7 protein-coding genes and 1 pseudogene are annotated in these 8,068 nt (G+C 60.1%); 4 read left to right on the top strand and 4 right to left on the bottom strand.

Going from position 1 to position 8,068, the window contains the following annotated elements; translation table 11 throughout:
- Nucleotides 1-105: 105 nt before the first annotated feature.
- From VL547_RS03310 to VL547_RS03300, 3 genes are all read right to left on the bottom strand, one after another.
- Entirely contained in the window at nt 106-1,908 is a 1,803-nt protein-coding gene (locus VL547_RS03310; RefSeq protein WP_325575158.1) for a PAS domain S-box protein, read from the bottom strand.
- A complete protein-coding gene (locus VL547_RS03305; RefSeq protein WP_325575156.1) occupies nt 1,898-2,305 on the bottom strand; it encodes a response regulator in 408 nt (135 codons plus the stop codon). The genes VL547_RS03310 and VL547_RS03305 overlap by 11 nt, the downstream gene beginning before the upstream one ends.
- Before the next feature lie 116 nt (nt 2,306-2,421).
- Nucleotides 2,422-2,874 (bottom strand): hypothetical protein, encoded by a 453-nt coding sequence (locus tag VL547_RS03300; protein WP_325575154.1) that lies wholly within the window; start codon nt 2,872-2,874, stop codon nt 2,422-2,424.
- Between the two features lie 108 nt (nt 2,875-2,982).
- Here VL547_RS03300 and ligD point away from each other — a divergent pair, with 108 nt between their 5' ends.
- Nucleotides 2,983-5,742 carry a DNA ligase D gene (gene ligD / locus VL547_RS03295; RefSeq protein ID WP_325575152.1) on the top strand — a complete coding sequence of 920 codons (2,760 nt, stop codon included), beginning with the start codon at nt 2,983-2,985 and terminating at the stop codon, nt 5,740-5,742.
- On the opposite strand, the gene VL547_RS03290 is transcribed toward ligD, so the two are convergent.
- On the bottom strand, nt 5,720-5,878 hold the full coding sequence (locus VL547_RS03290; RefSeq protein ID WP_325575150.1) for a hypothetical protein: 159 nt from the start codon (nt 5,876-5,878) through the stop codon (nt 5,720-5,722). The genes ligD and VL547_RS03290 overlap by 23 nt on opposite strands.
- Before the next feature lie 88 nt (nt 5,879-5,966).
- Between VL547_RS03290 and VL547_RS03285 the strand changes: the two genes are divergently transcribed.
- The 3 genes and pseudogenes from VL547_RS03285 to VL547_RS03275 form a co-directional block, all read left to right on the top strand.
- Nucleotides 5,967-6,767 carry a Ku protein gene (locus VL547_RS03285; RefSeq protein ID WP_325575148.1) on the top strand — a complete coding sequence of 267 codons (801 nt, stop codon included), beginning with the start codon at nt 5,967-5,969 and terminating at the stop codon, nt 6,765-6,767.
- Nucleotides 6,768-6,806: 39 nt separating this feature from the next.
- Nucleotides 6,807-7,766 (top strand): cytochrome-c peroxidase, encoded by a 960-nt coding sequence (locus VL547_RS03280; RefSeq protein WP_325575146.1) that lies wholly within the window; start codon nt 6,807-6,809, stop codon nt 7,764-7,766.
- Nucleotides 7,763-8,068, top strand: a pseudogene (locus tag VL547_RS03275) (hypothetical protein); the annotation flags it as partial. The gene VL547_RS03280 and the pseudogene VL547_RS03275, both read left to right, overlap by 4 nt.

Raw genomic sequence — 8,068 nt, 5'->3', positions numbered from 1 at the left:
TTTTACCCCGTTTTGGCGAAAAGTTTCGCCAAAACGGGGTAAAAGAGGCATCCCACCCCGCTCCGCCTGGCCGGCAACCCAAAAGGCCGGGGCACAAGGCAGGATCTATTCCGCGGCGGGCAGCGTCACCGTGAAGATCGCCCCCTCCCCAGGGGTACCGCTGGCGGTAATCGTGCCCCCGTGGTTGTCTACGATCTTCTTGCAGATGGCGAGCCCTATCCCGGAGCCCAGGTAGTCTTCCTGGTGGTTGAGTCGTTGGAAGATTTTAAAAATCTTGCCCGCATATTCCTGCTCGAAGCCGATCCCGTTGTCGGCAAAAGCCAACCGGACAAATCCCGGTTCGCGTTCGGCGGTGATGCGAATCACCGGCTCGTCGCGGGAGAATTTGAGCGCGTTGCTGATGAGGTTTTGAAACAGCTGGCGGAGCTGGCTGGGGATACCGCGGACGGGCGGGATGTCGCCGGCCACCACGCGGGCGCCCTTTTCGGCGATGCGCCATTCCAGGGCGACGAGGACTTCCTGGAGCAGGTCGTTCAGGTCGATACTGTCGAGCTGCGAGGCGCCGGCCGAAACACGGGAATATTCCAGCACGTCGCGGATGAGACGCGACATCCGGCCCGCGGCGTCGCGGACGCGCGCGAAGTAGCCCTTTACCTCCGGGGTCTCGCCCGCGAGCCGCTCCTCGACCATCTCGGAGAACACCTGTATTTTCCGTAAGGGTTCCTGCAGGTCGTGACTGGCGATGTAGGCGAACTGTTCGAGCTCCTGGTTCGATTCCTGGAGGCGGTGGTTGAGCTCCGTTAGCTCGCGGGTGCGTTCGGCCACCGTTTTTTCCAGCAACTGATGGGCCCGGTGGACGTCCGTGACGTCAAGGACAGTACCGATAAAAGCGTCCGGTTTTTGCCCCTGGGCTAAAAAGACCCGTCCCTGGACGCGCACCCAGCATATCTCGCGGTCGACCGCTCGTATGACGCGGAAAACGGCGTCAAAAAACCGCTGGCTCTTATCCCGGACGGCCGCCGTGGCTTCCGCGATCAGACGGTCCCGGTCCTCGGGGTGGACGCCATCCAGCAGGAAGGCCACGTTGGTGGCCTGGGTCAGGGGCGCGCCCCAGATGTGGAGCGTCTCGTCGGAGCAATGGAAACTTTTATCCGTCAGCACGTATTCCCAGGTGCCCATGCGCGTGGCGGCGATGGCCATCCGGCTGCGCTCCCGTTCCTCGGCGAAGGTGCGCTCGATGCGTTTTTGCTCGGTGATGTTGCGCGCGATCTTGGACACGCCGATAACATTCCCCTGGCTGTCGTGTATGGGGGATATCGTCAGTGAAATATCCAGCAGCTGACCCTCTTTGGTGCGGCGTTTGGTTTCGAAGTGCTCCACCCGCTCACCACGCCGGATCCGGTCCAGGATCAGCGGTTCCTCGTCCCACCGGTCTTCGGGGATGAGCAGGAGGATCGACTGACCGACGATCTCGTCGGCCGTATAGCCAAAAATACGCCTGGCGGATTGGTTCCAGCTGGTCACGACCCCGTCCAGCGTTTTGCCGATGATGGCGTCTTCGGAAGAAACGACGATCGCGCTCAGCCAGGCGCTTTTGGCTTCCCGGTCGGTTTGTTCGGTCACGTCCGTCAGGGTGACGATCGCGCCGGACACGGAACCGTCGGGCGCCAGCAGCGGTCTTGAATGCGGTCGTACGAGGCGCTGGCTGCCGTCCGGCCGCGTCAGGACGAAATCGGTTTGTTCCGGGGGAAGGTGCTCGCCGGGCACCGGCCGTCTGCCCAACAGCCTGGAGGCGGCTTCGTTGGTGTGCCGGATGCTCCCTTTGCGGTCAAGTAGAAAAACGGCGTCGGGTAAGCCTTCCAGGATCTGGCATACATCCATCTGCTCGATGATCAACTCAGGATGCAACGGTTTGATGTTTTTGGAGCATTCCGCCCAGCTCACGGCGAAGGGCCGCCAGGCTGGCGGGTTTGATCAGGTAATCGGACGCGCCCAGTCGTTCGCAATTCTCGATGTCCTTCGGGTTCGTGGAGGTGGAATAGATAATAACGGGGGTCTGTTTGTGCCGGTCCATTTCGCGGATGCGCTTCAGGCAGTCGATGCCGTCCATCTTCGGCATGTTCAGGTCGAGGAAAATGACATCCGGAGCCCAACCGCCGTCGTGGTCCAACCGGTTCAGGGCTTCAGAAGGTTCCGTGATGGTATCCGTCTTGATGGCGGGGTTGATCCCCTGGACGATCAACGACCAGATTTCACAATCGTCGAGGTCGTCGTCGATGAGCAAACAATGCAACGGTTGCGTCATGTTGTCTGGGTTAAACTGCGGATCAATGTTAAGAAATGGCTGGAACATTTAGAAATAATTTTTTCATAATCAACTAGTTGTGGATTTATTTCCCCATTTTAAATGAGGGGTGTAATTTATAGGGCAGTTGTTTTTAATGCCGTAATCCGCCGTCTCATTTTTTCCCTTTCCATTACCTGTTCCCCGAGCAGCTCCTTGAGGTAACCCGGCATCAGGGGGTCGTCCAGCAGGTGGTGGTAAATCTCTTCCACGGCCCATTCCGCCGATTCGCAGTTCATCAGCACGGCGTGCCGGTTGTGGCTATTGTACTGGCCGCCCGCTTTGATCCACGCCCGGTAAAGGGGGCCGGTGTCCGCGGCCCGCGTCATCCCAAGGTCGTCCAGCTCTTCAAAAAGAAAAACGTTCAGATCACGGCTTTTTCGGAGGTTACTCTCAAACGCGGCGCCGAGGTCTTTGTCTTCCGGCGGCAGCGAGGGTATCCATTTTTCATACCAGCTGATGCGGTCCGCGTTGATCTGGATCAGGTCGCTCAGGATATCGGCAATGTTCCGGTTTGTGAGGGGAGTCATAGGGGTAGTGTAGAAAAACTATTGTGCCAGATTTTATACACCTGCAGCGTACCGGCACGGCACCGTTCTTGAGGGGGTTCGATCAAACGATTATTCAAAAATGGTCTCATGAGTCTTGTCCGCTATAAACAGAAACGTCGTTTTGACAAAACCCCGGAACCCCAGGGCGGCGCCGCTGGCGGGGGAGCGCTCCATTTTGTGGTCCAGCAGCACGCCGCCTCGCACCTGCACTACGACTTCCGACTGGAAATGGACGGCGTGTTAAAAAGCTGGGCCATCCCCAAAGGGCCGTCCCTGAACCCTGACGACAAACGCCTGGCTATGCAGGTCGAAGACCATCCCTACGATTATAAGGATTTCGAGGGCGTCATCCCCGGGGGCAACTACGGCGCCGGGACGGTCATCGTCTGGGACGAGGGGACCTACGAGCCGCTCGAAGAGCCGGCGGCGCCCACACCCGCGGCGCGCCCTAAATCCGCGAAGCCCGAGGCGTCCGCCGCTGCCCAGGAAAAACGCCTGCTCGCCGACCTCAAAAAGGGCTCGCTCAAAATCCGCCTCCACGGCCACAAGCTCAAGGGCGAATTCGCCCTGGTCCACATCCACGGCCGCGGCGACAACGCCTGGCTCCTGATCAAGCACCGCGACAAATACGCCAGCGACGCCGACGTCACCCGCAAGAACAAGTCGGTCCTTTCCGGAAAAACGCTCGCCGGCATGGCCAAGGACCCCAAGGCCGCCCAATGGGGCTCGCCGCGCAAAACGGCCACGAAGGCCGCCGCAAAGGCGACCGCGCCCACCAAGAGGGCGGCGCCGCGCAAAAAGTCCGACCGGGCGGCAAAAACCGCCGCGCCGGCGCCCCCCGACGCCGACGCGGTCAAAGAACGCCTCGCGGCACTCGCGGGCAAGCGCCGCGCCGCCATGCCGAAGGACATCGACCCGATGCTCGCCACGCTCGTGGACAAGCCCTTTGACGACCCGGGGTGGATATACGAGGTAAAATGGGACGGCTATCGTTCCATTGCCTATGTACAGGGCGCCCGGACGGTCTTGCGGTCCAGGAACAACAAAGCCTTCGAAGAAAAGTACTACCCCATCAAGGACGCGCTGGAAAAGTGGCCGGTCAGGGCCGTCATCGACGGTGAGATCGTCGTCACCAACGACCGCGGCCAGTCGGACTTCAACAAGTTGCAGAACTGGCGGAGCGAAGCGGACGGGCCGTTGCATTACTATGTCTTTGACCTGTTGTGGCTGGAGGGCTATTCGCTGCTGAACGTGCCCCTGACCGAACGCAAGGAGCTGTTAAAATCCATCCTCCCCGAAACCGGCAACGTCCACTATAGCGAGGGATTCGCGACAAAAGGCACGCAGTTTTTCCGCGCAGCGGAGGCTAATGGCCTGGAGGGCATGATCGCCAAGGAGGCCGATTCCCTTTACCATCCCGGCGCCCGTTCCAACCAATGGCTGAAGGTCAAGACACTGAAACGACAGGAGGTCGTCATTGGCGGGTACACGCGGAATGCCGGCAGCCCAAAGCTGTTCAGCGCCCTGCTGGTGGGCGTCTATGATCGGGGCAAGCTCGTCTATACCGGGAAAATCGGTACCGGTTTCGACGACCGCGGCCAACGGGAGATGATGAAACAGTTCAAACCCCTGGAGACCAAAACCGTTCCCTTTGCCCAAACGCCCAACGTCAACAGCCCGTCCCGCTTCCGCCCCGATCCGCCCCACGCCGACGCTGTTTGGTTAAAGCCGAAGCTCGTCTGCGAGGTGACTTTCCGCGAGCTCACCGAGGACGGGGTGATGCGTCATCCCTCCTTCCAGGGGATGCGCGAAGACAAGGCCGCGGGAGACGTCCACCTCGAACGCGCAAAGCCAACGGACGAGGCCATCACCCCAAAAAAATCGTCTATGTCCAAAACCGCCCGCGCCACGCTCATCAACCCCACCGAGGACACCCAAACCAAGACCGTCGACGGTCATGAGCTGTCGCTGACCCATATGAAAAAGGTCTACTGGCCGAAGGAAGGGTACACCAAGGGGGACGTCCTGAATTATTACTATAAGATCGCGCCCTACATCCTTCCCTACATGACCCGCCGGCCGCAGTCGCTCAACCGCTTTCCGGACGGGATCAACGGCGAAGCCTTTTACCAGAAGGACGTCACGGGGAAGGCGCCGGACTGGGCCGAGCTTTTCCCCTACCACGCGGAGGGCGACAGCCACCAGCGAAACTTCCTGGTCTGTAATGGAGAGGCGAGCCTGCTCTGGATGGCCAACCAGGGCTGTATCGAAATGAACCCGTGGAGCAGTACGGTGGACCGGCCGGATAACCCCGACTGGTGCGTGATCGACCTCGACCCGACCAAAAAGAACGACTTTGACAATGTTATCCAGACCGCGCTGGTCACGCGCCAGGTTCTCGACGCCATCAAGGTCCCTTCATACCCCAAAACCACGGGCTCGACCGGTATCCACATCTATATCCCGCTGGGGGGAAAGTATACCTACGAGCAGTCCAAGGAGTTCGCCCGCGTGATCGTAAAACTGGTCGGGCAGCAGCTGCCCGACACCACCACGATAGAGCGAACCGTGTCCGCGCGTAAGAATAAGATATACCTGGATTTCCTCCAGAACCGCCCGCAGGCGACGCTGGCGACGGTGTATTCCCTCCGTCCCAAACCCGGGGCCACCATATCGATGCCCCTCCATTGGGAAGAAGTAAAGAAAGGCCTGAAGATGACGGACTATACCATCGGCAACGTACCCGACCTGTTGAAGGAGCGCGGGGATATTTTCAAACCGGTGCTGGGGAAGGGCATTGACCTCGACGCCGTCGTCAAGCGGATCAGTTCGACTTTTGGTGCTTGATGATTTCTTCCCGGGCTGTCCCGTGTGGGAACCCCGGGAAGTCCTGGTCGATCTTCGGGTCGTTACTGCTGGCGACGTCTTCCTTTTTTGTCATCGGCTTTTTTGTCATCGCGGGCTTTTTCTTTTTGGTGTTCATGAGCTGGCGTTTTGCAATAAATACCGCAAAGGACATACCTATTCCCGTTTCCGGCCCGTAGATTGCGGACAAATACAAAAACCCGATTATGCGATCCATCTGGACGGGAGCCATCGGCTTCGGGCTCGTGACTATCCCCATCAAGCTATACAGCGCGGTCCAGGGCAGCGAGCTCGACCTGGACATGCTCGATAAAAAGGATCACGCGCGGATCCATTTCAAACGCGTCAACGAAAACACGGAAAGGGAAGTCCCGTGGGAGAACATCGTCAAGGGCTATAACTACAACGGAAAATACGTCGTCCTGGACGACAAGGACTTTGCTGCGGCGAGCCCCGAAAAGACCCAGCGGATCGAGCTCTTCCAGTTCTGTAAGGAGTCCGAGATCGACAGCATCTATTACGAGACGCCCTACTTCCTGGAGCCGGACAAAAGCGGGAGCAAACCCTACGCCCTCCTCCGCAGCGCGCTCGAAGACGCGGAAATGGCGGGCATCGGCAGCTTCGTGATGCGCAATAAGGAACACCTGGTGGTGCTGAAGCCCTACAAGAACATGTTAATCGCCCAGCAGATCCGCTTCCAGGAAGAAGTCCGCGAACCCGAGGGGCTGAAGCTCCCGTCGGCCAAGACCGGCGTCACGGCGGCCGAGACCAGGATGGCGCTGGCGCTGATCAAACAAATGACGGGGACCTTCGACATCGCGGCGTATAAGGACACCTATTCGGCCGCGCTGATGAAGGTGATCGAAAACAAGGCCAAGGGCAAAAAGCTCCCCGAACCGAAACTGCGCGTGGTCCATAAACAAACCACCGATTTGATGGAGCAGCTGAAGGCGAGCCTTGGGGGCGGCGCGGCCTCGAAAACGGCAAAAAAGAAAAAGGCCTCCTGATAAGAAGCCGCTACTTCCGCGAGCGTTATCTTCACGGCCGTGAGAGCCCTCCTTATAGTCGTCATCATCCTGGCGCCGGTATTTCCCTGGTGGTTCGGGACGAATTACGCCATCCCGGGGGATAACCCCCAGACCGGCGCGGGTATAGCGCTGGGGCGCAAGCTGTTTTACGAGCCGCTGCTGTCGAAGAACAACCAAATTAGTTGCGCGACGTGTCACCGGCAAAGTCTCGCGTTTACCGATGGGCAGGCGGTGAGCCCCGGCGTCGACGGGAAGGCGACCGGCCGGAACGCCATGTCGCTGAGTAACCTTCTCTGGGAAAAGAGTTTCTTTTGGGACGGCCGGGTGCGCTCGCTGGAAGAGCAGGCCCGTTTTCCGATGACCAACGAGCACGAGATGGGCCAGACGCTGGCCGTCGCCGCCGCAAAACTGCAGGCCTCCGCCGCCTACGCCCCGCTTTTCCACGCCGCGTTTGGCGAAAGCGGCATCACCGGCGACAATATCGTCAAAGCGCTGGCGCAGTTCGAACGCACGCTGATCTCCTGCGACGCGCCATACGACCGGTACCTCCAGGGCGCTTACGTACCCACCGCGCAGGAGCAAAGGGGCCTCGCCCTTTTTGGCAGCAAGGGCTGCGCGCATTGCCACGAAACGCCAAAAACCTTCGCGAACCGCTTCGACAACAACGGGCTGGACAGCCTGCCGGCCGATCCCGGGCGGGCCGCGGTCACCGGTCTGGCGGCCGACCGGGGCCGGTTTAAGGTCCCGACGTTGCGGAACGTTGCCCTGACGGCGCCGTATATGCACGACGGGCGCTTCAGGACGCTGGAAGAGGTGCTGGACCATTATGGCGATCACCTCGTAAAAGGCGCCGGGCTCAGCGCACAGCTCAGGGACCAGCCACCGCTCAGCGCACAGGACCGCAGGGACATCATCGCCTTCCTGGACATGCTCACCGATGCTACCTTCATACACAACCCGCAATACGCTGCACCATGAAAATATCCATTACGGCCGCGCCGGCGGTCGCCGCCGCGCTGGCGATCCTCGGCTTGACACTGGCGACCCTCGCGCCCCTCGGCTCCGCGCGCGCGCAAACGGCCGCCACGCCCGCTCAAACGACCTCCGATGACATCACGGTTACCCGTGACAACACACCCGCGCAAGTGATCCACCACGCCGACTGGTCCTCCTTCCGGCGTATCGAAACCACCCAAAAGGACCGGGACGGCGCCAGCCACGTGTACTCCGGCGTGGCCGTGTCGGACCTGCTCCAAAAGGCAGGCGTGCCCATGGGGAAA

The sequence above is a fragment of the Dinghuibacter sp. genome, assembly GCF_035492835.1.
Classification (GTDB): Bacteria; Bacteroidota; Bacteroidia; order Chitinophagales; family Chitinophagaceae; genus Dinghuibacter.
Note: the sequence above shows the minus strand (reverse complement) of the source record. Positions and strands in the feature narration are given on the sequence as shown.

Excerpts from the sequence above, each read along its gene's own strand:
- VL547_RS03290 (WP_325575150.1), bottom strand. The coding sequence starts at position 5,878 with ATGAACACCAAAAAGAAAAAGCCCGCGATGACAAAAAAGCCGATGACA.
- VL547_RS03300 (WP_325575154.1), bottom strand. The coding sequence starts at position 2,874 with ATGACTCCCCTCACAAACCGGAACATTGCCGATATCCTGAGCGACCTG.
- ligD (WP_325575152.1), top strand. The coding sequence starts at position 2,983 with ATGAGTCTTGTCCGCTATAAACAGAAACGTCGTTTTGACAAAACCCCG.
- VL547_RS03285 (WP_325575148.1), top strand. The coding sequence starts at position 5,967 with ATGCGATCCATCTGGACGGGAGCCATCGGCTTCGGGCTCGTGACTATC.
- VL547_RS03305 (WP_325575156.1), bottom strand. The coding sequence starts at position 2,305 with ATGACGCAACCGTTGCATTGTTTGCTCATCGACGACGACCTCGACGAT.